Origin of the sequence: Bacillus sp. FSL K6-1284 (genome assembly GCF_038002625.1) — a bacterium.
GTDB classification, from domain to species: domain Bacteria; phylum Bacillota; class Bacilli; order Bacillales; family Bacillaceae; genus Bacillus; species Bacillus paralicheniformis.
The window spans coordinates 460,844-482,732 of the sequence record NZ_JBBOCW010000001.1 but is presented as its reverse complement, the minus strand read 5'-3'; the positions used below and the strand labels follow the sequence as shown (position 1 = coordinate 482,732).

Below are 21,889 nucleotides of genomic sequence, written 5' to 3'. Positions count from 1 at the left end.
TTCATTCACAAAACCGTTTTGAAAGCCGATATGTAAAGTAAATAAACTGATGGGAGAACACTTATGAATCTGTTGAAAAATATAAAAATCAGAAGCAAACTATTTGTCATCATTATCATTTCAGCGCTGGCTTTGTCGATTGTCGGCATCCAGGGGATAGGCGGGCTGAACAAGCTTTCCAAAGGTTCAGAGATCATCTATCAAGATCAATTGGTTCCCAACCAGTTGTTTGCAAATTTAAAAGCGAACAACCTTGATATTGATACGTACAAATTCGAGCTGATGGTGACGAAAGACAACGATCGAAATGAAACATTGCAAAAACACATTAAGGAAAAAAACGAAGAAAACAGCACCTTAATGGAAAAAATCGATCAGCTGAAATTAATGGACAATGTCTCTAAAAAATACGAAAATTTCAAAACCGAATACAAGAAATTGCAAGATATCAGCAGCGAGATGCTCAGCTTGGCGGTGAAGAACGAAAATGATAAAGCATATGACGTCTATCTAAAAAAGATGGAGCCTCAAAGAGAAACGGTCAACCAGCTCATTGAAGACATTCAAACCTTAAATGCTGATAACGCCAAAACAATCTATCAGCAGGATTCTAAAGAAGCCGGTTCAATCATCACGCTTCTCATCATTGTCATTGCTGTAGCGCTTGTTTTATCCATCTCGATCGGCCTCTTAATGACAAGGCTGATCACAAAGCCGATCAAAGACATTCAGGCGCTGTTCGCAGAAACTGAGCAAGGCGATTTTACTGTCAAAGGAACATATCAATCGAAAGATGAATTGGGATTGCTGACATCATCATTTAACAAAATGGTAGCAGGCGTCCGTTCGATCATTGAAACGGTCGGCGAAACGTCGCACCAAGTTGCTTCTTCATCACAAGAGCTGAGCGCCAGTGCGGATGAAAGCACAAAGGCGAGCGAGTACATCTCAACAACGATCCAGGAGCTTGCAGTAGGCTCCGATCAGCAGGTGGAAAGCGTTGAAAACAGCAGAACCGTTATTATGGGAATGACCGAGTTTGCCGGAAGAATTTCTTCAAATGCCGAAAAAGCGGCCGCCACCGCTGACCAGACGGCGAAGATGTCGCTTGAAGGCACGAAAGCCATTGATAAAGTGAGCACTCAAATGAAGTCTATTAATGAAACGGTCGTCTCGCTCTCAGAAGCATTTAAACATTTAACAGAGCGTTCCAATGAGATCGGAAATATTACCGAAGTGATTACGAGCATCGCTGAACAAACGAACCTGCTTGCTTTAAACGCGGCCATTGAAGCGGCCCGGGCGGGAGAACAAGGAAAAGGCTTTGCCGTCGTCGCGGATGAAGTCAGGAAATTAGCCGAGCAATCGGCCCGCTCAGCAGAACAGATTACAAGATTGATTACGATCATTCAAAACGATACGAAGCAGACGATGAACTCGGTCATTTCGGCAACCGGCGAAGTCAAAGAAGGACTTGTCGTCGTTCATGAAGCGGGAGGCGCTTTCCAAAAAATCGAAAACTCGATTACGGAGGTCGTCACACAGATCAATGACGTGACAAACTTGGTGAAAAACCTGACAGCCGGCGCAAGCGAAATCGAAACCGCCATTTCCGGCGTCAAAGAAGTAGCCGAAACAGCAGCGGGAGGCACGCAAACGGTTAGTGCGGCAACTCAGGAGCAGCTTGCTTCAATGGAAGAAATCGCCGCCGCATCACAGATCCTCGCGCAAAACGCCGAAGAGCTGCAGCACCTGATCCAGAAATTCAAAATTAAAGATTAACAAAACCCGCCAGACGCTGTCTGGCGGGTTTCTATTCATCATCATCTCTCGCTGTCAGCGGCAGACGGATGATAAATTTTGTTCCTTTGTTTTTCTCACTTTCAATCTCTACCGTACCGTTGTGCAGGGCGACGAGCTGTCTGACGATCGACAGCCCCAGCCCGTATTCTCCGTAAGGGGTGTTCGTCCGTGATAAATCTGCTTTATAAAAACGATCCCAAATGTTTTCAATATCCTTTTCATCAATGCCGATTCCGGTATCCTCTATTTCGATCACCGTCTCCTTATAGTCTTCCCGGCCTCTCAGCCAAACGGTTCCGTTCGTTGTGAATTGAATACTGTTTTTCGTAATATTGACGAGTATCTGGATGAGCCGGTCGTAATCGGCATTGACCATCACATGATCCTCCACATCGAGGATCAGCTGATTCTGTTTCTCCTCAGCCTGAAGCGCCAGCTGCTCTTTAATGATTTCAAACACTTCGATCAGCGGATAATGCAGTTTTTGCAGTGTAATCTGATTGGAACGGATTTTTTCATAATCAAGGTTTTCGTTGACGAGGCGAATCAGCCTTTTTGTCTCCTCCGTAATCAGCTTCATACATTTATCCTGCTGATCTTCGGGTATCGTCTGGCTGTTCATCCCTTCCACTAAACCGCTGATCGTCGTCAGCGGCGTCTTCAGCTCATGTGAGACGTCAGTGATAAACTGCCTTCTTCGCTTTTCAAGCCGGTCGATTTCTTCGCTTGAGCTTTTTAACTTGCGGGCCATAATGTTAAAATCGTCGCCCAAATCACCGATCTCATCCTTATTGCGGTTTTCGATATGGATGTCATAATCTCCGGCGGCGACTTTTTTCGTTGCATCGCGGAGCTTCTGAATGCGGGCGACATGGAATTTGGACGTCAGCCAGCTTAGAAGAATAGCGACTAAGATAACACCCGCCGCCGTAAAGAGCATAAAGCGGTTCATGTCGCTGATCATTTCCTCGGTCCCGCTGATCGGAGCGGTCAGCAGAATGCCTCCCTGAAATTCATTGTTGACGATGTTGGGCAGCGCCACAACCGATACTTCCTCATTAAAACGGTTAAAATCGGTTTTGACGACCACGGCCTTTCCATCTTTAAGCTCTTTCCATTCTTCATCACTGAGCAGCAGCTTTCGCGGCCGCAAATCGGCCGGCGTCATCAAGACCTCTTTCTTTTCATTAAAAAGAAAGAAGCTGATCTTCCTGCTTCGCAAAATTTCCTCAAACGGCTTCATAATGGCCGGCGCGCCTTTTGGCCGCATCTCCATTTCGCCCATGATGCGATAGCCGTATGAAGACAGCTCATCGACTTTGCTTTCGTATGCAAAGTCTTTGACAAAGTGGGAAAACAGCGCCCCGGTAATGAGAAAAGCCATGATTAATATAGTGATGTGACTGGCCAGCAGCTGATAGAGATACTTAATCTTCATCGAACTTGTACCCTACTCCCCATACGGTATAAAGAAACGGCCGCGAGTCGCTGCCAAGCTTTTTTCTCAGCCTTTTAATATGAACATCAACCGTCCGCTCGTCTCCGTAGAATTGATATCCCCAAACCTGCTCAAGCAGCTGCTCCCTTGAGAAAACCTGTTTTGGACTTTGCACCAGGTAATACAATAAATCGAACTCCTTAGGCGTCAAATTTTGAATTTGAACGCCGTCCAAAAACACTTCTCTCGTTTTTTTATTGATTTTAAAATGTTCTGTTTCAAGCGAGTCGCTGTCAGCGGAATCCTGCCGGCCGGCGCTTTGATACCTCCGGCTCACCGCTTTGATTCTCGCCACAAGCGCCAAAGGGCTGAACGGCTTTGTCACATAATCATCAGCTCCGAGCTCAAAACCGAGCACCTGGTCTGATTCCGTATCTTTTGCCGTCAGCATAATAATCGGAACCGTGCTCTCTTCCCTGACCTTTTTGCAGATCGTGACCCCGTCCATGGACGGCAGCATGATATCGATGATCAACAAATCCCAATCATCCGATTTAAAACGGTTATATCCTTCAAATCCGTCATGGACGAACTCTGTTTCAAATCCTTCTTTTGCAAAAAACATTTCTGTCATTGTACATACGCTTAAATTATCCTCAATCATTAATATTTTCATCGTCAATATGCCTCCGCTAGACAAACGTTAGATTCATTTTACACAGGGCTCAGCCATTTCTCAATTCCATTATGAACATTTAAAGGACTGGCAACAGTTTGGTCATAATTTATTCATAAGTAGCGGCTAAGATGAAATCAAGCATAAGGCAAAAGTCCTGCTGCCGTTTGACTTCGCAGCCATAATAAATGAAATAGATACGGAGGAATCACGCGTTATGAATTTTTTCAAACGAGCCTTTTGGAGCATGAAAGCGAAAAAAGGAAAAACACTTTTACAATTGTTTGTTTTCACGATGATTTGCGTGCTCGTGCTGACAGGAATTACGATCCAGTCGGCGGCCGTGAAATCGAGCGAACTGGCAAGGGAGCAGCTTGGAGGCAGCGTCACGCTCAAAGTTGACAGGGAAAAAATGATGAAAGAACAGCAGGAATCAGGAGAACGGAAAAGGTTTGAATCGACCCCCGTTTCTGTTAAATCAGCCGAGAAGCTTGCGGGCCTTGACCATGTCAAAAGCTATAACTACATCTCCTCTACGTCTGCTTTAGCGGACAATTTCGATCCGATCGAAAGCGGTGACGAGGATTCTTCGGCCTCAAACAGCGAGCAGCCGGCCGGACCGGGCGGCAATGAACAGGGCGGCCGGCAAATGATGCAGGCTGACGTATCAATCGAAGGTGTGACAAGCACAGCCCTTGTCGACGAATTTTCCAACGGGACGTCCAAGATCACGGAAGGCCGTGCTTTAACAAAGGATGATGTGAATAAAAAAGTCGCCGTGATTGAAGAAACGCTTGCCGAAGAAAACGCTCTGAAAGTCGGCGATACGATCAAAGTCAAAACGAGCAGCGATGAAGCTACAACGATCAATTTGAAAATCGTCGGAATCTATCAAACGACTTCATCCGGAGACAATCAAGCGCAAAACTTCGCCTTTTTAAACCCTTATAACAAAATCTACACACCATATACGGCGGCATCGGCCTTAAAAGGTGACGATTATAAAAACGCGATTGATGAAGCGGTCTACAATATGGACGACGCCTCCAACATCGACACTTTCATTGCGGCTGCCAAGAAAACAGGCATTGATTTGGATACATTCACATTGGATGCCAATGATCAGTTGTACCAGCAGATGGTCGGCCCGATTGAAAATGTCGCGTCCTTCTCGAAAAATGTCGTCTATCTCGTCACGATCGCTGGAGCGGTGATCCTCGGACTGATCGTCATGATGTCAATCAGGGAGAGAAAATACGAAATGGGCGTTCTGATGGCGATCGGTGAAAAACGCTGGAAACTCATCGGACAGTTTTTGACCGAAATCTTAATGATCGCAGTGCTTGCCATCGGCATCTCAGCATTAACCGGCAGCTTGATTGCCGGGCAAATCGGGAACCAGCTCTTGAGCCAGCAAATCGAACAAACGTCAGCTGGCCAGTCTGCAGGCGGAATGATGGGCCTTGGCGGCGGAGGCTTCTTCGGACAAAGGACCGCCCAAGTCTCGGCCATTGATCAGCTTGACATTCAAGTATCCTTCGGGGACTTGATGGCACTCGGCGGCATCGGCCTTTTAATCGCGCTGTTCGCGACGCTCCTTCCGTCAATATCTGTTCTAAGGCTCCATCCGAAAACGATTTTAACAAAACAAGAATAGAAAGAAGTGAAGATCATGGGCACTATTTTAGAATTTCAGAATGTCGGCTATTGGTATAAAAATCAGGATCAGCCTCTTTTCGAAGAGATCAGCATTCAATTCAGCCAAGGGCTTTTGTATACGATTGTCGGGACTTCCGGCTCCGGCAAAACCACCTTTTTATCGCTGGCAGGCGGACTTGATGTACCAAAAGAGGGAGACATCCTGTATAAAGGAGAAAACATTTCAAAAATCGGGCTGACCAGCTTCCGCAATCAATATGTATCGATCGTCTTTCAGTCCTATAACCTGCTCCCGTATATGACGGCTCTCCAAAATATCACGTCGGCCATGGAAATTACCGGATCTCAGGTCAAAAACAAAGAACAATACGCTTTGGAGATGCTCGAAAAAGTCGGCATCGGCGAAAAGCAGGCCAGACAGAAAGTACTGACATTAAGCGGCGGGCAGCAGCAGCGTGTCTCCATCATCAGAGCGTTCTGCTGCGACACGGACTTAATCGTCGCCGATGAACCGACCGGCAACTTGGATGAAAATACATCAAAGGACATCGTCCGGCTCTTCCAAAACCTTGCCCACCAAGAAAACAAATGCGTCATCATGGTCACCCACGATGAACAAATCGCAAAGGTATCCGATGTCAACATCCGGCTTTCAAGAGGCGGCTTTACCGTCAAAGACCGCAGATCAGCAGGATAAGGGGAACGGCATGAGCCGTTCCCTCAGATTGTTGACAAAATCCCAAAACGACCTTTTGTTTTGGGATTTTGTCATCCTTTCAGCGTGATTGAAAACCCTTGCAGTCTAGGAAGGCCGAGCATCGGAAGCTGACTTTCACAGGATGTGATGACGGCGGCGTTCAGGCAGGACGCCTGAGCGGTTAGCCGCCGATCCTTCTCCTATTCGTGAGCACCGACGCGCAGGCCTGACAACGAATGCGAGGGTTTGTCGACACGCTGGGGGAACGGCATGAGTCGTTCCCCTTCTTTTATGATGAAACAAAAGCTTCTGCAGCCGCCGCCAAATAATACGATAGGCCGGTTTGCTGATTTTCAAGCATCCCGCGATGAAAATCATCTTCGATAAAAAAGCGTGTCTGCGTCTGAAAATCGCCGGGCGTGATCCCCAAAAATTTAAGGTGCCGTTTAATGGCAGTCTTTACTTGTTCATGGTCGTGTTTGACTCCATCTCTGAGCGCTTCGGCCATTCCATTCATAAAACGGGCTGCCTCTTCAGCTTTTTCATTCATTTCTTCCGCGATGACCGGTTCTCCTCTCAGCAAATCGACATCATATGCCTCCTTCAAATAGCGGTTCTGTTCAGCGAGTGCGTCCTCCCATTCCCTGCTGCTTGAAAACCCTTTAAACATGCTTGATTGATCCATTGCTTCTCCTTTCCCGGCCTGCTGAATCGAGAGATCGATCGTAGAAATAAGCTGTTTTATCCTGTCCAAACGGGCAGTAAAAAGACGTTTCTGCTCAGATAAAATCGTCAGTCGATCAGCTTCGCCGTCCAGTATTTGCTTAATTTCCTTGAGCGGAAATTCGAGCTCCCGATAAAACAAGATATGCTGCAGCCGTTCCAGCTCTTTTACCCCGTAAAGGCGGTAGCCGGCATCCGTCACCTCCGCGGGGCATAAAAGGCCGATCTTATGGTAGTGGTATAGCGTTTTGATCGTGATATTCGCCAACCCGGCCACTTCTTTTACCGTATAGAGCATCAAACTTCACCTCGTCTGTCATGTTAAAGGGTGCCCTAAGGGCGGGGTCAATCCATTACACGGTCTTTTTTTTATTTTTTTTCATTTTCGCATAAGCGACCAGGCAAATAAAAGCAGGAAGGATCACCTGCATCGGCAAATGGACATATAAAGGAACAAACTCGATTCCTTCTTTTACATGCTCCGAAATATTGCTGGCAATGGAGACAGATAAAATCAAAATGATAATGCCGATCACATGAACGATTTTGGAGGGTTTTTTAAGCTTGAATAAGACGGTCACGCCTTCGGTTACGGCATACATGAAAATGCTCATCTTAAAAAAACCGCCAATCACCAACACGAGCATGAAAAATACATCAAGCCTGTCCAGAAATTCGGCTACTTGAATCGTCTGGATCGTACTCAGCAATGGGAAGCGCGACCTCATATTAAGGTCGACGCCAAGCACGCTGATGTTCAATGCCACATTAAAGGCCAGGATGATGCCGCTGATGGCGATTCCCAACAGCCCCGCTTTTTTTGCCTGTTTCTTTTCTTTTAAATACGGCAGGATCAATGTAAAGACGATAATTTCGCCAAACGGAAAATACAGCGTTTGCGTGAACACGGCATTAAGCATCGGACCGGGCCCGTTTCCGAGAATAGGCAAAAGCTCCCTCGGTTTAATCAAGCCTGAGGAAACAATTAAGATGAGGCCTATGACAGCGAGGCAAAACATGATGCCAAACAGCAGCTCGCCTGAACGGGCCAGGACTTCGATTCCTTTCCTCACGGTAAAAATACAAACTGCAATCAACAAACCATTCGCGAAGATAATCGGCGTGTTCGGATAAGCCGACGTCAGCAGCATTTCGCCAAAATCGCGCAAAACCCTTGCCGCAATATAACTATAATAAACAATGTAGATAAAAGACAGGCCCCAGCCAACCGGTTTTCCAAAAATACTCATCAGCGTTTCATAGGGAGAGGCGTCGGGATTCACCTGGTAGAAAAAGTGGTGCATCATAAACAAAGCCAGCCCTCCGACTGTTCCGAACAAGATCGCCATCCAGGCGTCCTGTTCGGCAGATTGTCCTGGAAAAATCAGCAGAGAGCTGCTGAGTTCAAACAGAACAATCAGCACGAACAACTGTGCAGCACTGATTTTTGCTTTCTCCATTTAAAGCCCTCCTCTCTCTTTCATTCAAGAACGCCCTTCGTGATGATTCAAAATGTTCGGGTTGTTCCTTAAACCTGTTCTCCGTACATATGCGTTAACCGTAATGTCGACATCTGTATCAGGAAAATACCGATTGCTCCATTCGCCCTCCATCTTTTCCCACACTTTTGGGTGGTTGCGATACACAACGTCACCGAATTGCAGAACATCCGTCTTGTTTCGCTTAACAACGTCAATGGTATTCTGCAATTCATTTTTCAGCTCCTTTGCCACCTTCCTTTCGATGTCGCTCAGCACTTTTGGATCATCCAGGTGAATCGGCACAGTGGTTTCGCCGATGTCCCCTTCCATGTCTACTTCAACCGAAATCGCCGGTTTGCCGTTTTTAAGATGTGATCTGATTTTTGTTTTTTGGCGGATGACATCAAATGTGACGGCGTCTTTTTCGTGATTCAATGTAGTTGTTAAATACGTTCTGCTGATTTTATTGCGCAGCCATAAAACGCCCCGCGCGGTTTTGCCTTCAAGCCAGTTGACGAGCTTGCCCTCTTTAATGACTGCCAGCCCGTCCGCTTCGACTATTGCCTCAGGAGATGTAGACTGCACGTTTTCCATCTTTTCACCCTTCTCCTTGTTTCCGGATACTTTAAAAGAAGTAATAATCGGGTGCTTTGCCTTCGATGTCAAGCACTTGATGACATCCTGCACGCTCGTCTTCATATGTTCTCCCAAATGCTCTTCAGTAAATTGCAGTGTTTTGTTTACTTTATTTGACGGGATCTTATCGATCGGCGTCAGCGTCCGGATGAATGTTTTCGCTTTTTGGCCGCGGGAAATAATAATCGTCGCCGTTGAACGAAAATCGGTGTCCCGGTCAAGAACATCAAGAATTTTAATCAAGCCTTCTTCCTTGGCGAGTTTTTCATCAACAACCACGAGGTTCGTGTGGGAGTAATAAATTTCCCTCGACATTTTCGCCGACGCGTGCCTGCTCATTTCCGTCAGATTATTGCCCGTCACAGAATAGCTTGAAACCGGCGGCCTGTCTCCTCCCTGTCCGCCTTGAAGGCCTCCTGTCACATTGATCGGATTGACGATCTGATAGCTCAATTCGTAATCTGTATTTTTACCTTTATCAATACCAATGGCAGTGATCAGCAGCAAATCTGTCAGTTCTCTTTTATCCCAGCATCCTTGAAGAAGAACAATGGCGGCCAGCAGGAGCACAATCTTAAGGCTTCGTTTCATTTGGATCACCATCTTCTTGTTTTGTCTTCATATCGCCTGATTCCGGCGGATTGGGTTTCTGGTATTCTCCTTGACGCACCTTATTGTCATTGCCGATCAGTTCAGGCCGCTTCTCATGTGTCCACCAAGGCAAACGAACGATGGAGTCGCCCCAGTTTTTCAGAATAAACGGCGCAAAAGGAGTCATATATGGAACACCGAACGAACGGAGGCTGCATAAATGGACAAACATAATGATCAGTCCAAGAATAATGCCGTAAAAACCCGTCGTCGCCGCGGCTAATATGAAGAAAAACCGAACCAGCCGGGCGGATATCGCCATGGCGAAGGAAGGTGTGGCAAAACTTGAAATCGCTGTGATCGCTACGACGATGACCATCGCCGGCGACACAATCCCCGCCTGAACAGCCGCCTGTCCAATGACGATGGCTCCCACAATCGAAACGGCAGAACCTATCGCTTTCGGAAGCCGGATGCCCGCCTCTCGCAAAATTTCAAACGAAATTTCCATGATCAGCGCTTCCACCACAGCCGGGAACGGCACGATTTCACGCTGCGCGGCAATTACGATCAAAAGCTCTGTCGGGATCATTTCCTGGTGAAACGTCGTCGCACCGACGTAGACGGCAGGCGCAATAAGCGAAATAAAAAAGATCAACACGCGTAAAAAGCGGATGAACGTCGCAATGTCAAAGCGTGAATAGTAATCCTCAACAGATTGAAAGAATTGAATAAAAACGGCAGGGACAAGCAGGACAAACGGTGTACCGTCAACAAAGATGGCGATTCTTCCTTCAAGCAGATTCCCTGCGACCATGTCCGGCCTTTCGGTATGATATATCGTTGGAAAGGTCGTAAACACAGCGTCTTCAATAAACTGTTCAATATACCCCGATTCAAGGATGCTGTCGATCTCAATGCCAGCCATCCTTTTTTTGACTTCTTTCACCGTTTTCGGGTCGCACACCCCGTTGATATACATGATCGCCACATCGGTTTTTGTGACGCTTCCCATCGTCATTTTTTCAACCCAAAGATTCGGGTTTTTAATGATTCGGCGCACCAAAGAAATATTCGTGTCGAGAGATTCGATAAATCCCTCACGTGAACCGCGGAATGCCTGCTGATTTTCAGGCTCCTTGATCGAACGCTTTTCCCCGCCTTTCGTGGTCGTAATAACCGCTGTTTCCGTTCCCTCGGCCAAAATGATCGTATCCCCTGCCATCAACGATTCAAGCATCTTGTCCAATCGCTTTTCTTTTTCGACACCGCCCAGCGCAACGGCATCACCTGCAATCGTCTCAAGAACATCCCGTCCGTACTCCTTTTTCGCTAATTCTTCAGAGCTCATGATCGATTCCAGCAAAAAGTCATGGATGGCTTTCTCATCTGTAATGCCGCCGACATAAACGACGGCCAATTCGATTTTCTCGTCAGCGCCCGTTTTTAATTTGCGGATGACGACATCTGCGCTGTTTCCGGTTATTTCTTTAATCACGCTCAGGTTTTCGGCAAGCAAGGGACGCACAAACCCGGATACTTTTATGGTTTCCGGGTTTTTATCTCCGCTCATAAGAGATTCTTGTTTGTTATCCTTTTGATGACGACCTTTAAAAAAGAATGGCATGGCTGTCAGAATCCCCTTTTCGTTTTTCATATTTTTCCTTGCAAAAGCACATTTATACTATTCCCGGGGGAATAGTGCTTTATGAAAAGAGAAAAAATAACGGGGAACGGAGAGTGGTGAAAAGTTGAAACTGATCGGAATCGGGCTTTTATTATTTGTTTCCTTAGAGACTTTTGCTGTCATGCTTGATGTATTTCAAGGCATGACCTTGCAAAGAGCCGTAATAAACTCCCTGACGTTTGCCATCTTAGAAGTAGGCGAGTGGATCATGATCCTTTTATTTTTGTTTATCATTTTTCTCGAAGCCTCGGCGAACTTCCGCAAGAAGAAAAAAAGGACATAAAAAGCTCCCTATCAAAAGGGAGCTTAAACTTCAATATTTCCATGAACCGTATCTGTCTCGTGGGAATGGATCATACCTTTTACAACCGTATTGCCGATGATCAGCGTTTGCCTGGACGTATTGGTTTGAATTGCCGTCACTCTTGCAGCGGTATTGCTGCGGAGCGTGTTGTCGAGGATCGCCGAGTTCGACGATTGGTCGAGATAAATGAGGATAGCCGGCAAGGACGGCCTGCCGAGCGTGATCGTATTGCCAATAATCTCGTGGGTTCCGCGGGTGAGATACAGCGTGACAATCAGCGGTGAATCTTCGATATCGTTTCCGATAATTTTTGTATGCTCATTTGTCGAGCAGTATATTGGAAAGTTTCTGAAGCGGGTGAAGGTGTTTTTCCGAATGACTGCAGAAGCCGTATTTGTGACGGATACGGCATATGACTCCGGCACCGTTTGAAAGCCGGCCGGCGAAATAAAGTTTCCTTCTATCACAGCATTTCCTTGCGATATCCAGATGCCTCTGGAGAATTGCTTGATGACGTTATCCTTTATTTGGACGTCATTGCCTGTGCTCCTGACCGCAAGTACGACATTTGCGATCTGATTGCCGGAAAACGTTACATTGTCTGATTGCGTGATGCTGAGAGCGGTGCCGGACCTTTGCTCAGGCACGTCGTTTTCGATATTATTCCCTTCAATGAAGATTTGCGACGCTTGATAAGCAAGAATTCCGGCATTTACAAAATCACGGATTTGATTTCCCGTGGCAAAAACGCTTTTTCCGCGGATATCGATGCCTGTCGTAAAACCCGAAATCAAATTCCCCTTTATAACGGCATCGCTTCTTGCTTCCAAAGCCCCTACACCGAGGCCGTTAATTCCGATGCTCTGTCCGGTGGATTCGGGGTTTTTCTTGATGATATTGTTTGCAATCGTCGTACTCGTCCCGTATCCGTATGAAATGGTACCGTCTGCGATATTGCCTTCGATGATGACAGAAGTGCCGTTGAAATTGGAAATGGCATTGTTGACATTGCCCTTTAACACGTTGTTTCGGATGATGACATTAACGGGTTCTTCATAGACGATGTTTCCTTCACTGTAGCCTTCTATATCAATCCCAAAACGGGGAGCCGTGCCGTTGCCTGTCCCCGCATCTGCAATTTCGCATCCTTCAACAAGAACATTGTCGCACCCTGTGATCGACAAATTATTTCTTCTGGAGCGCCTGATTTCACAATTGGTTACCTTAATACGCTTTGACGGCTTATAGCCGTCTCCTCCGTTGCTGATAATGATTCCGTCTCCTGTAAAATCGGCTATTCTCACATGTTCAATAACGACATTTGACGCCCCTTCGATACAAATTCCGAATCCCCATTCATGGGTCGGTCTCGGCGCCGGTGTATATGTGTGTTCATCCCTTTCCCCAATGATGCTGCCTCCGGATATTTTCACATTGGATGTTCCGCCTATATAAAAAGCAGCGTATCCCCATGAGCTGTTCGGTTTTACCTTGATGACGGTCTCCGCGTCCATCAAAATTTCAATATTGCCCGGAACATTGATGCCGGCTCCGCGAAACGGAGCACGCGGGTCGCTGTTTTTCGTCCCGTCAATCAGGTACGTGCCGTTCGGTATCCATACCGTGTTGTATCCCATCGACTTTGTCCATACCAAACATTCGTTGATCGCATTTGTGGAGTCTGTTTTGCCGTCGCCGACAGCACCGAACTTTGTCGCGTCAACCACTGTCATTCTCATTTCCTCAGGTTGCTGCTGCACGCTGTTTTCAGCCTCCTTTTGTAAAACGGTTTCCGATATATATATGCCAATCTAGTAAAATCCGCTTGTACATAAGATAGGTAAAATTTTATTAAAAAATCTTTTCATCTAATTTTTTTTCCAAAAGTTTTTACTATCCGCTTGTAAAGCGCTTCACAAGATGTTGCATTAGCGATCAAAAATTCAAATCGATTGAAGGTGTATTGACACGAACATTATATAAGAATATGATTTTTATAATAGACATAGAAAGAGAAGGAGTATTGCGAATGTCAAACCATCAAAAAGAAACTTTTCAAAACATTCCGCAAAAGGGGTTTTTTGGACATCCCCGCGGACTCTTCACTTTATTCTTCACTGAATTTTGGGAGCGTTTTTCATACTACGGTATGAGAGCCATCCTTATCTACTATTTGTATACAGAGGTGACAAAAGGCGGCCTCGGGTTTGATCAAACCACAGCAAACTCGATTATGGCCGTATACGGTTCCCTTGTCTATATGTCCGGCATCATCGGAGGCTGGATAGCGGACAGGCTCCTCGGAACTGCAAACACCGTGTTTTACGGCGGCGTGCTCATTATGTTCGGACACATTCTTTTGTCATTCCCGGGAAGCGTCCCCGCGTTTTTCATCAGCATGTTCTTGATCATCATTGGGACAGGCCTTTTAAAACCAAACGTATCAAGCGTTGTCGGCGAGTTATACAGCCCTGAAGACACCCGCCGCGATTCAGGTTTCAGCATCTTTTATATGGGGATCAACCTTGGCGGATTTCTTGCGCCGATTATCGTCGGCACAGTCGGCCAGACATACAACTACCATCTCGGCTTCAGCCTTGCTGCCATCGGCATGCTGTTCGGGCTGCTGACCTATTTGGCGACACGGAAGAAAAACCTCGGACCTGCCGGAAGAACGGTACCGAATCCGCTGACACCCGCTGAAAGAAAAATGGTGTTCGGACGGATTGGAATTGGTGTTTTGGTGATCGCTGCCATCTTTGGCTATTCCGTCTTTATGGGCTGGATGACAATTGAGCTGTTTACGATGATTGTCAGCTGTCTCGGTATTTTGATCCCGCTGATTTATTTCATCGTTATGTTTAAAAGCTCCAAAACGACGAGTGATGAACGTTCCCGTCTCACAGCTTACATTCCGCTGTTTGTCGCATCGATGATGTTTTGGGCGATTCAGGAACAAGGCGCCAATATTTTAGCCACCTATGCAGATAAACGCACTCATTTAGAATTTTTAGGTGTCCAATTGCACTCATCTTGGTTCCAGTCGCTGAATCCGTTGTTCATCGTTGTGCTTGCACCGGTTTTCGCATGGATTTGGATGAGGCTCGGCAACCGTCAGCCGTCAACACCGACGAAATTTTCACTCGGCTTGATTTTAGCCGGACTTTCATTTGTCGTCATGATTTTCCCTGCTTATATCAACGGCACTGAATCACTTGCCAATCCAATGTGGCTTGTGCTCAGCTTCCTGATCGTCGTTCTAGGGGAATTGTGCTTGTCTCCAGTCGGGCTATCCGCAACGTCAAAGCTGGCTCCTGCGGCATTCTCAGCACAGACGATGAGCCTGTGGTTCCTGTCAAACGCTTCTGCACAGGCTATCAATGCACAGATCGTCAGATTTTACAGCGCTGATACAGAGATCGCCTACTTCGGAGTCATCGGCGGTGTATCCATCCTGCTCGGAATCATTTTGATGTTGCTGTCACCGAAAATTCAGAAATTTATGAAGGGTGTCAATTAAAAAGCAACAGGCGATACTCCTTTTCTGAAGGATTTGCTTCTTGTCCGGTGAATAACTGAATAACCAATCGGTGCAGGATGGGAGGATAAAATTTGGAGATCAAAAAGACAGCAAAGCCCGGATTTGTCGGTGTTGGTTTTTCACAAACCGTTTCATTCGAAGAAGCCCAGGCGAAAAAGCTCCACGGCGTCATTCAGCAGCTGAAAGACCGGCGCGGAGAAATAGTCGGTGTTCAAGAAGACAGCGGCATGTGGGCCATATCGGATCATCACGGCGAAGGGGAATTCACTTTTTATATATTAATGGAGACGGAGAACCTCCCTGAAACCCTTCCGGAAGGAATGATCAGCTATCAGGCGCCCGCTCTGACATATGCTCAGACAAGGCATCCACAGCATGAGCGGCCTGAAGTGACTTATCAAAAAGTATATCAATGGATCAAAGATCAAGGTCTTCGTTTAAATTGTGACGCTTTTACACAATTGGAATTTTACCCGATGGATGGGGATTTAAACGAACTTGCATTTGAAATATACATTCCGATTCATTGAGAGATAGCGATGTTAAAGAAAACCCCCGGAAAAAATTCCGGGGGTTTTCTTTGCGGTTTCGTACTCTAGAGTATCGGCGGTCTTTTTAGCCATCACTTTTAACAAAAGTTTACATACCCTCAAATGATAATTTTCATTGGTTTGCTAGGATAAATGTTATCAAAAAGAGGTTAATATATGAACTTTTACAAAACGCTCGCTTTATCAACACTCGCAGCATCCTTATGGTCTCCCTCATGGAGCAGTCTCCCCCATAACGAAGCTGCGGCTCACAAAGAATTCACGGTGACTGCCGATGCAGAGACAGAGCCGGTGGATACCCCTGACGACGCGGCAGATGACCCGGCGATTTGGGTTCATCCGAAGCAGCCTGAAAAAAGCAGGCTCATCACCACAAACAAAAAATCAGGCTTAATCGTCTATGATTTGAAGAGAAAACAGCTTGCGGCCTATCCGTTTGGCAAATTAAACAATGTCGACCTGCGCTACAATTTTCCGCTCGATGGCAAAAAAATTGATATTGCCGGGGCCTCAAACCGGTCAGACGGAAAAAATACGGTTGAAATTTACGCCTTTAACGGCGAAAAAAGCAAGCTGAAGAATATCGTCAATCCTCAAAAACCTATTCAAACCGATATCCAGGAGGTATATGGCTTCAGCCTGTATCACAGCCAGAAAACCGGCAAGTTCTACGCCTTGGTGACCGGAAAGAATGGAGAATTCGAGCAATATGAACTGTTTGACAACGGAAAAGGACAAGTCGAAGGCAAAAAGGTCCGCTCATTCAAAATGAGCTCTCAAACAGAAGGGCTTGCGGCAGATGATGAATACGGCAAAATGTACATCGCCGAAGAAGACGTTGCGATTTGGTCTTTCAGCGCCGAGCCGGACGGCGGAGATAAAGGAAAAATCGTCGATCGTGCCGACGGACCGCATCTAACCGCTGATATTGAAGGGCTGACGATTTACTACGGAGAAGACGGAGAAGGGTATTTGATCGCGTCCAGTCAGGGCGATAACCGCTATGCCATCTATGACCGGCGCGGAAAAAACGACTACGTCACCGCTTTTTCAATTGAGGACGGCAAAGAAACCGACGGGACAAGCGATACCGATGGAATCGACGTCATCGGCTTCGGCCTCGGCAAAACATATCCATACGGCATCTTTGTCGCCCAAGACGGCGAAAATACGGAAAATGGACAACCGGCCAATCAGAACTTCAAAATTGTCTCCCGGGAAAAAATCGCCGACGCGCTGGACGACAAACCTGATATTGATGATCAGATCGATCCTCGAAAACTGAAAAACCGAGCCAAATAAGGACGGATCCGCGGGTATTTCCCGCGGATTTTTCACATCCCTTCATGTTAAGATAACAATTAATGGAGGGATGGTATTACGTCTAAATCTTTATGCTGTAGTGTTTATCATGTTGGCTGTTTTATCAAATGTGGTGCTTCTCTGCGTTTTCGATCAAGGTGTGTTGGCTATACTTCAGCTGTCATCTTCCTGCTCGCTGCTGCATTTTGCACGAAGCGTCGGCCTGAAGAATGAGGATTCCTAGGCTTTGCGGCTTCTCCGCAAAATGCTCGTTCCATATGGAACCAGTTTGAGAGCGCCTTTTTTCCGGGTTCCTTTTAAGACGTCCGTATATGTTTCTTCCGGAAGCGAGACCGTGCGGTTTTCCGCTGTAAAATTCATCACGAAAATATAATCGTGGCGGCCGTCTGTGCGGAGCTGGGCGGTGACGCCTTTCGGAAGCTCTGTATCGAGCACTTTGGCAATCCCGCACTCTTCAATGAGCCTCGATATAAACGCCTCTTGGAACGCCGCCTCATTCCTTGAAGCGATATAGTAGGCCTTCCCGTCTCCGAACAAATTGACCGTCAGCGCGGGCCGGCCCGCGTAAAAATCTTCCCCGTACAGAGCGAGCGCTTCGGCTCCTTCTAAATGAATCAGGTCGCAAAGCTCGCTGGTTTCATAGCTCCCGCTTAACCCGAGCCGGTTATCTGCATCCATCACAATCGTATTTTTCTGTCCGTCATGAAGCGCATCGATCTCCTCAGACCAAATGCCGAGCGTTTTTCTTAAGCCTCCAGGAAACCCTCCCAAGAACACAAGATCATTCTCATTGACAATGCCCGACCAATAAGTGGCGACAAATGTACCCCCGTTTTGAACGAACTGTTCAATCCTTTCGGCGGTGCCTTCTTTCAGCATGTAGAGCATCGGGGCGACCAAAAGCTTATAGCGGGAGAAATCGGCCTCCATATGAATCACATCAACCGGTACACCTTCACGCCAAAACGGTTCATAAAACGATTTGGCTGTCCGTTCATAATGCATGCCGATATTGCGCGGACCTTGGGCGTCTTCCAAGGCCCAGCGATTCTCCCAGTCAAATATAATCGCGGCCTCGGGTTCGACTGTCGTTCCTGCGACATCCTCAAGTTTTTCGAGCTTTTCCCCAAGTTTTTTTACTTCCTGGAAAACGCGCGTATGCTCTAATCCCGCATGATCAACGACTGCCCCGTGAAACTTTTCGCTTGAGCCGCGGCTTTTCCGCCATTGAAAATACTGAACAGTGTCCGATCCGTGAGCGACTGCCTGTAATGATGACAATTCGTGCATACCGGGGCGCTTCAGCTTGCTGACGTCCTGCCAGTTCGTCATGCTTGGCGTACTTTCCATCAGCATGAACGGCCGGCCGCCTTTAAGAGACCGATTGATATCATGAACAAAAGCAATATCGGCTCCAAGCCGGCTGTCTTCCTGCCGGCTGTTGTGCCATGCCGGATAAGAATCCCACGAGATGACATCAAGCAAGTCGGCGAACTTCCAATAATTCAATCCGGCGTATGTTCCCATAAAATTCGTCGTCACGGGCAGGTCGGGGTTAAAAGAACGGACATGGGCAATTTCATGCCGGCAAAAATCAACCGTCTGATCCGTGACAAAACGCTTCCAGTCCAAATTCAAACCGTGAACAGCATCCTCGCCGTGCGGAGCCGGCGACTCGATCTCGTCCCAATCTGTATAGGTGTGGCTCCAAAACGATGTCCACCATGCATGGTTAAGGCGGTCCAGCGTTTTATATTTCGCGAGCAGCCACTCTCTGAACTTATCTTGGCAAAGTTCACAATGACACTCTCCGCCGTATTCATTGGAGATATGCCAGCCGATGACAGCCGGGTGATGCGCATAGCGCTCCGCAAGCCTTCCGTTTATAATCGCCGTTTTCCTGCGGTAGACAGGCGACGTATAGCAATGATTGTGCCGCTTTCCGTGAAGGTTTCTGATCCGGTTGCGCTCCGTTCTCAGCACCTCGGGATACTTTTTGGACATCCAAGCCGGTCTGGCACCGCTCGGTGTAGCCAAGAACGCATAAATTCCGTTTTCCTTGAAAGTATCAAGAACCTGATCGAGCCAATCAAATGTAAACCTTCCTTCTTCAGGCTCGAGCGAAACCCATGAGAAAATGCCGACAGACATCACATTGCAGCGGGACAGCTTCATCAGGCGGATATCTTCTTTTAAAACGTCCGGATATTTAAGCCATTGATCAGGGTTGTAATCGGCTCCATGCAATAGTCGGGGAACTTTCCGGCTGATCGGGGGATACGGTTTGACCATCGTAAAGTTTCATCCTCTCTTCCTCGTTTTCATATGACGCGGAGACAGACATTAAACGCTTACAAAAACAGGTTGTTAGATTATATACTCTGTTTTCTTCCCTCTTTCCTGCCTGGTGGATGAATTTTCCTGTACGATTGAATTTATCTTTCTTTATTTGTAAAATATAATCTATCATTAACATTTTTAACTTTATTTCCATACACTTGACTAAATCAACTATTTTATTATAATTGATTAAAGCAACGATTTATAGAAAGAGAGGTTTTGAGATGACAGAAATCAATCATTCTATCACATTAAAATTCAGAAAGTTCAATCGATTCTACACAAATGTGCTCGGTTTTCTGAATGAACATATTTATGACAGCCCTTTTTCATTGACGGAAACCCGGATATTATTCGAAATTCACAATACGGCCGATTGTACAGCCAAGCTGATTCAAGATACGCTCGGCCTGGACCGGGGCTATGTCAGCCGGATCCTGAAACGGTTCGAAAAGGAAAATATGGTCTATAAAAAGAGAAGCGAGGAGGACAGCCGCAACCACTATATCTATTTAACAAGCTTCGGCGAATCCATTTATAAGAAGCTGGAGGCAAAAGCCAATCAGCAAATCGAATACATGCTGAAGCATATCGACGGCCCCCATCAGGAAAAGCTGACGGAGGCGATGAATACAATTGAATCCATATTGTCGGAACACCTGCCGCCCGAAAAATCGGACGTTTCCATAAGAGATTACTATATATCGGACGATATCAAACTAATGATCGAAAAACAACGTGCGTTTTATGCGGAGACACACGGCTGGGACGATTCATTTTTGGATTACCTTCACGAAACATTTGATGCCGATATCGAAAACATCTGGATCGCAGAGAGCGCCGGAAGGTTTGCGGGATGCGTCGGGCTCGTCAAACATCCCGGCAAAACCGTACAGCTCAGATGGTTTCTGGTCGATGCCGCTTTTCGGCATCAGGGAGTCGGCACGCGCCTTTTGAAGCATCTCATCGATTATTGTAAAGACAATCAATTTGAGCGGATTTTTCTATGGACGGTAAGTACGATGGCTGAAGCGCGGCCTTTGTATGAAAAATTCGGATTCAGACTGACGGAAGTGAAAGACGAGACTTTATTATGGGGACAGCGGCTCCGGGAAGAACGCTGGGATGCCGAGTTAGGCTGACGAAATGGAGGATCTATGAAACGGAAAATACACTACGCCTGGATTATCGTTTTTGTGACGTTTTTGACGCTTTTGGCCGTCCAAGGAGTGCGCCTTTCTTTCGGGGCCTTTATTCAGCCTTGGGAAGAGGAATTTTCAATGGACAGGGGCACGATTTCGCTTATTTCCATGCTGAGCTTCATTGTCTACGGTGTATCCCAGCCGGTAATCGGCAGGCTTGTCGACCGGTTCGGACCGCGGATCATTTTATCTCTCAGCACGCTTCTGGTCGGCTTGAGCATCTTTTTTACATATCTCGTGACTTCTCCGTGGCAACTGTTTATTTTGTACGGCATTATCGTTTCTCTCGGCGTCGGCGGAGCGTCAAATGTCGCATCGACCGTAATCGTGACCAACTGGTTCACTGAGAAGCGGGGGCTTGCATTCGGCATTATGGAAGCGGGATTCGGCGCGGGGCAGATGCTGCTTGTCCCTGGATCGCTCATGTTGATCCACTGGTTTAACTGGAAAGTGACCGTTATCGTTCTCGGATTGTTTTTAGCTGTTATCGTATTTCCGATCGTCATCTTGTTATTGCGGAATCATCCTTCGGAAAAGAATGTACAGCCGATCGGCGGCACTCAGGGCGGCGAGACAAAAGAAGAGCCGGACGCCCAGCCTAAAAAGATTCCATACAAAGCAGTTTTTCTCAAAAGGACGTTTTGGTTCCTCGTCTTGCCGTTTTTCATTTGCGGATTTACAACGACAGGGTTAATGGATACCCATCTTATCCCTTTTTCGCATGACCACGGGTTTTCGACCGAAGTAACAAGCGCCGCTGTCAGCCTGCTGGCCGGGTTTAACATCATCGGCATTTTGATTTCCGGCGTCGTCGCTGACCGCTGGAGCAGCCGAAAAATTTTGTGCTTTTTATATGCCGTAAGGGCGCTGTCGCTTGTCATTTTGTTGTCGAGCCACAACTCGGTCCTCCTGCTTTGCTTCGCGGTTTTGTTCGGTTTGGTCGACTTTGCGACCGTCGCCCCGACGCAAATGCTCGCAACCCAGTATTTCAGGCAGTACTCCGTCGGGTTCATTCTCGGCTGGCTGTTTCTCAGCCACCAGCTCGGTTCGGCGCTCGGCGCTTATTTGCCGGGCGTCTGGTACAGCCAAACAGGCAACTATAACCTGTCTTTCTACCTTTCAATCGTTATTTTGGCGGCAGCAAGCATTTTGAACATCCTCCTGCCGGAACCTAAAAAAATAAACCCCACACTGAATCAGGAAGGACGTTCAGTCCAGCAATAATGAAAAAACCTGT

At 46.8% G+C, this 21,889-nt stretch carries 17 protein-coding genes and 1 pseudogene; 10 read left to right on the top strand and 8 right to left on the bottom strand.

The genetic code is table 11. The features are described from left to right. Positions 1 to 63 precede the first annotated feature (63 nt). Both MHB72_RS22790 and MHB72_RS22785 read left to right on the top strand, forming a co-directional pair. A pseudogene (locus MHB72_RS22790) lies at positions 64 to 831 on the top strand (MCP four helix bundle domain-containing protein); the annotation flags it as partial. Further along, entirely contained in the window at positions 829 to 1,782 is a 954-nt protein-coding gene (locus MHB72_RS22785) for a methyl-accepting chemotaxis protein (RefSeq protein WP_371268753.1), read from the top strand. The pseudogene MHB72_RS22790 and the gene MHB72_RS22785, both read left to right, overlap by 3 nt. 31 nt (positions 1,783 to 1,813) lie before the next feature. On the opposite strand, the gene MHB72_RS02390 is transcribed toward MHB72_RS22785, so the two are convergent. Both MHB72_RS02390 and MHB72_RS02385 read right to left on the bottom strand, forming a co-directional pair. Continuing rightward, complete coding sequence (locus MHB72_RS02390) at positions 1,814 to 3,241, bottom strand: sensor histidine kinase (RefSeq protein WP_039073204.1); 1,428 nt, start codon at positions 3,239 to 3,241, stop codon at positions 1,814 to 1,816. Continuing rightward, positions 3,231 to 3,917, bottom strand: coding sequence for a response regulator transcription factor (locus tag MHB72_RS02385; protein WP_145624604.1), 687 nt, complete (start codon positions 3,915 to 3,917; stop codon positions 3,231 to 3,233). Before MHB72_RS02385 ends, MHB72_RS02390 begins: the two co-directional genes overlap by 11 nt. 217 nt (positions 3,918 to 4,134) lie before the next feature. On the opposite strand from MHB72_RS02385, the gene MHB72_RS02380 reads away from it, so the two are divergent. Together MHB72_RS02380 and MHB72_RS02375 are read left to right on the top strand one after the other, a co-directional pair. Continuing rightward, on the top strand, positions 4,135 to 5,574 hold the full coding sequence (locus tag MHB72_RS02380) for an ABC transporter permease (protein ID WP_105980707.1): 1,440 nt from the start codon (positions 4,135 to 4,137) through the stop codon (positions 5,572 to 5,574). A 15-nt stretch (positions 5,575 to 5,589) separates the two neighbouring features. After that, on the top strand, positions 5,590 to 6,273 hold the full coding sequence (locus tag MHB72_RS02375) for an ABC transporter ATP-binding protein (protein WP_101561623.1): 684 nt from the start codon (positions 5,590 to 5,592) through the stop codon (positions 6,271 to 6,273). 289 nt (positions 6,274 to 6,562) lie between these two features. Here MHB72_RS02375 and MHB72_RS02370 read toward each other — a convergent pair whose 3' ends face one another. The 4 genes from MHB72_RS02370 to MHB72_RS02355 are packed head-to-tail and all read right to left on the bottom strand — an operon-like array spanning position 6,563 to position 11,331. After that, positions 6,563 to 7,294 carry a MerR family transcriptional regulator gene (locus tag MHB72_RS02370; protein ID WP_216921900.1) on the bottom strand — a complete coding sequence of 244 codons (732 nt, stop codon included), beginning with the start codon at positions 7,292 to 7,294 and terminating at the stop codon, positions 6,563 to 6,565. 55 nt (positions 7,295 to 7,349) lie between these two features. Next, positions 7,350 to 8,456, bottom strand: coding sequence for a GerAB/ArcD/ProY family transporter (locus MHB72_RS02365; RefSeq protein WP_216921903.1), 1,107 nt, complete (start codon positions 8,454 to 8,456; stop codon positions 7,350 to 7,352). A 24-nt stretch (positions 8,457 to 8,480) separates the two neighbouring features. Beyond that, a complete protein-coding gene (locus MHB72_RS02360; RefSeq protein ID WP_026580537.1) occupies positions 8,481 to 9,704 on the bottom strand; it encodes a Ger(x)C family spore germination protein in 1,224 nt (407 codons plus the stop codon). Beyond that, positions 9,688 to 11,331, bottom strand: coding sequence for a spore germination protein (locus tag MHB72_RS02355; RefSeq protein WP_026580536.1), 1,644 nt, complete (start codon positions 11,329 to 11,331; stop codon positions 9,688 to 9,690). Before MHB72_RS02355 ends, MHB72_RS02360 begins: the two co-directional genes overlap by 17 nt. Before the next feature lie 124 nt (positions 11,332 to 11,455). Between MHB72_RS02355 and MHB72_RS02350 the strand changes: the two genes are divergently transcribed. Continuing rightward, complete coding sequence (locus MHB72_RS02350) at positions 11,456 to 11,674, top strand: hypothetical protein (protein ID WP_026580535.1); 219 nt, start codon at positions 11,456 to 11,458, stop codon at positions 11,672 to 11,674. A gap of 23 nt (positions 11,675 to 11,697) precedes the next feature. On the opposite strand, the gene MHB72_RS02345 is transcribed toward MHB72_RS02350, so the two are convergent. Continuing rightward, on the bottom strand, positions 11,698 to 13,434 hold the full coding sequence (locus MHB72_RS02345; RefSeq protein ID WP_254122341.1) for a right-handed parallel beta-helix repeat-containing protein: 1,737 nt from the start codon (positions 13,432 to 13,434) through the stop codon (positions 11,698 to 11,700). A gap of 290 nt (positions 13,435 to 13,724) precedes the next feature. Between MHB72_RS02345 and MHB72_RS02340 the strand changes: the two genes are divergently transcribed. The 3 genes from MHB72_RS02340 to MHB72_RS02330 all read left to right on the top strand — a co-directional run bounded on the left by MHB72_RS02340 (position 13,725) and on the right by MHB72_RS02330 (position 17,089). After that, positions 13,725 to 15,215 carry a peptide MFS transporter gene (locus MHB72_RS02340; RefSeq protein ID WP_020450157.1) on the top strand — a complete coding sequence of 497 codons (1,491 nt, stop codon included), beginning with the start codon at positions 13,725 to 13,727 and terminating at the stop codon, positions 15,213 to 15,215. A 92-nt stretch (positions 15,216 to 15,307) separates the two neighbouring features. After that, positions 15,308 to 15,766, top strand: coding sequence for a GyrI-like domain-containing protein (locus MHB72_RS02335; RefSeq protein ID WP_216921912.1), 459 nt, complete (start codon positions 15,308 to 15,310; stop codon positions 15,764 to 15,766). Between the two features lie 177 nt (positions 15,767 to 15,943). Beyond that, on the top strand, positions 15,944 to 17,089 hold the full coding sequence (locus tag MHB72_RS02330; RefSeq protein ID WP_216921915.1) for a phytase: 1,146 nt from the start codon (positions 15,944 to 15,946) through the stop codon (positions 17,087 to 17,089). A gap of 240 nt (positions 17,090 to 17,329) precedes the next feature. Here the strand turns inward: MHB72_RS02330 and MHB72_RS02325 are convergent, their stop codons facing one another. After that, positions 17,330 to 19,402 (bottom strand): beta-galactosidase, encoded by a 2,073-nt coding sequence (locus MHB72_RS02325; RefSeq protein ID WP_216921919.1) that lies wholly within the window; start codon positions 19,400 to 19,402, stop codon positions 17,330 to 17,332. Positions 19,403 to 19,674: 272 nt separating this feature from the next. Here MHB72_RS02325 and MHB72_RS02320 point away from each other — a divergent pair, with 272 nt between their 5' ends. Both MHB72_RS02320 and MHB72_RS02315 read left to right on the top strand, forming a co-directional pair. Further along, positions 19,675 to 20,592, top strand: coding sequence for a bifunctional helix-turn-helix transcriptional regulator/GNAT family N-acetyltransferase (locus MHB72_RS02320; protein ID WP_020450152.1), 918 nt, complete (start codon positions 19,675 to 19,677; stop codon positions 20,590 to 20,592). A gap of 15 nt (positions 20,593 to 20,607) precedes the next feature. Then, positions 20,608 to 21,876, top strand: coding sequence for an MFS transporter (locus MHB72_RS02315; protein ID WP_212110042.1), 1,269 nt, complete (start codon positions 20,608 to 20,610; stop codon positions 21,874 to 21,876). Positions 21,877 to 21,889: the final 13 nt, after the last annotated feature.

Bases quoted from the DNA above. Each gene is read 5' to 3' on its own strand.
- MHB72_RS22785 (WP_371268753.1), top strand. From the start codon at position 829: ATGGTAGCAGGCGTCCGTTCGATCATTGAAACGGTCGGCGAAACGTCG.
- MHB72_RS02390 (WP_039073204.1), bottom strand. From the start codon at position 3,241: ATGAAGATTAAGTATCTCTATCAGCTGCTGGCCAGTCACATCACTATA.
- MHB72_RS02385 (WP_145624604.1), bottom strand. From the start codon at position 3,917: ATGAAAATATTAATGATTGAGGATAATTTAAGCGTATGTACAATGACA.
- MHB72_RS02380 (WP_105980707.1), top strand. From the start codon at position 4,135: ATGAATTTTTTCAAACGAGCCTTTTGGAGCATGAAAGCGAAAAAAGGA.
- MHB72_RS02375 (WP_101561623.1), top strand. From the start codon at position 5,590: ATGGGCACTATTTTAGAATTTCAGAATGTCGGCTATTGGTATAAAAAT.
- MHB72_RS02370 (WP_216921900.1), bottom strand. From the start codon at position 7,294: ATGCTCTATACGGTAAAAGAAGTGGCCGGGTTGGCGAATATCACGATC.
- MHB72_RS02365 (WP_216921903.1), bottom strand. From the start codon at position 8,456: ATGGAGAAAGCAAAAATCAGTGCTGCACAGTTGTTCGTGCTGATTGTT.
- MHB72_RS02360 (WP_026580537.1), bottom strand. From the start codon at position 9,704: ATGAAACGAAGCCTTAAGATTGTGCTCCTGCTGGCCGCCATTGTTCTT.
- MHB72_RS02355 (WP_026580536.1), bottom strand. From the start codon at position 11,331: ATGCCATTCTTTTTTAAAGGTCGTCATCAAAAGGATAACAAACAAGAA.
- MHB72_RS02345 (WP_254122341.1), bottom strand. From the start codon at position 13,434: ATGAGAATGACAGTGGTTGACGCGACAAAGTTCGGTGCTGTCGGCGAC.
- MHB72_RS02340 (WP_020450157.1), top strand. From the start codon at position 13,725: ATGTCAAACCATCAAAAAGAAACTTTTCAAAACATTCCGCAAAAGGGG.
- MHB72_RS02330 (WP_216921915.1), top strand. From the start codon at position 15,944: ATGAACTTTTACAAAACGCTCGCTTTATCAACACTCGCAGCATCCTTA.
- MHB72_RS02325 (WP_216921919.1), bottom strand. From the start codon at position 19,402: ATGGTCAAACCGTATCCCCCGATCAGCCGGAAAGTTCCCCGACTATTG.
- MHB72_RS02320 (WP_020450152.1), top strand. From the start codon at position 19,675: ATGACAGAAATCAATCATTCTATCACATTAAAATTCAGAAAGTTCAAT.
- MHB72_RS02315 (WP_212110042.1), top strand. From the start codon at position 20,608: ATGAAACGGAAAATACACTACGCCTGGATTATCGTTTTTGTGACGTTT.